At 67.3% G+C, this 1,287-nt stretch carries 1 protein-coding gene; it reads left to right on the plus strand.

The genetic code is table 11. The features are described from left to right. The first annotated feature begins 68 nt into the window (after positions 1–68). Positions 69–1,243, plus strand: a protein-coding gene (locus E1267_RS43790; RefSeq protein ID WP_425465133.1) for an IS3 family transposase whose coding sequence is annotated in 2 segments (ribosomal slippage) — positions 69–329 and positions 332–1,243 — 1,173 coding nt in all. Because the reading frame shifts where the segments join, the coding sequence is not laid out codon by codon here. Positions 1,244–1,287: the final 44 nt, after the last annotated feature.

Genomic DNA, 1,287 nt, shown 5'->3' on the forward strand with positions numbered 1-1,287 from the left:
CTGAGGTGCCCAGCAGATTCCGGACAGTCGGCTACATAAGCTGACAGAAGTCTGGAAGAGGTAGGTACGTGGCAAGGCGTCGCAGGCAGTTCTCGCCGGAGTTCAAGGAAGAAGCCATCCGCATGGTGCTGGAGGGCGATCGGACGGTCGCGTCGGTGGCGCGCGAGTTCGACATCAACGCCAGCACCCTGGGCAGCTGGGTGAACCGGCATCGGATCGCGCGCGCACAGCAGGAGCAGCCGCCGGTCTCGGGGCCGGACCGGGCGCGGATCCGGGAGCTGGAGCGGGAGAACGCCGAGCTGCGCGAGAAGTTGATCTTCTTGAAAAAAGCAGCCGCCTTCTTCGCGTCCGAGACTCGATGACGCTCGCCAAGTACGAGCTCATCGACGCGGAGAAGGCCCGTCATTCGATCGTGAAGATGTGCGCCTGGCTGCAGGTGTCGCGCTCGGGCTTCTACGAGTGGCGCGAGCGGCCGGCCTCGGCCACCGCCCAACGCCGCGCTCTGCTGGCCGCCCTGGTCGCCGAGATCTTCGCGGGCTCGCACGAGACTTATGGCTACCGGCGGGTGCACGCCGCGCTGGCCCGTCGCGGCGAGCACTGCTCAGCCGAGCTGGTCCGCGCCCTGATGCGCGAGCAGGGCCTGGTCCCGGCCCAGGTGCGGGCGTTTCGGCCGGCCACCACCATCCAGGGCGACTACCGCGGCATCCCCGACCTGGTCGGCCGCGACTTCACCGCCGCCCGTCCGGGCATCAAGCTGGTCGGAGACGTCACCTACGTCCGCACCTGGGAGGGCTTCCTCTACCTGGCCACGGTGATCGACTGCCACAGCAAGGCGGTGCTGGGCTGGGCGATGGCCGACCACTACCGCACCGAGCTGGTCACCGACGCGATCCGGATGGCCGCTGGCACCGGCCTGCTCCAGAGCGGCGCCGTGTTCCATAGCGACCGCGGCTCGAACTACACCAGTGATGAGTTCGGCCGGTTCCTGACCGGCCTGGACATCCGCCGCTCGGTCGGCCGCACCGGCGTCTGCTGGGACAACGCCATGGCCGAGTCGTTCTTCTCCTCGCTCAAGAACGAGTGGCTGCACCGCTTCGTCTTCACCACCCGAGCCAAGGCGAAAAGCCAGGTCATCCGCTATATCGAAGGGTTCTACAACCGTCGGCGCCTGCACTCGGCGCTCGGCTACCGGCCACCCCTGGAGGTTCTCAACGAGGCCCTTACAACCCAGACAGCCGCATAGGCTGCACTCATAACACGGCTGTCCGGAATCACGGTGGCCCCTCA

The sequence above is a fragment of the Nonomuraea longispora genome (genome assembly GCF_004348345.1).
Lineage (GTDB): Bacteria > Actinomycetota > Actinomycetes > Streptosporangiales > Streptosporangiaceae > Nonomuraea > Nonomuraea longispora.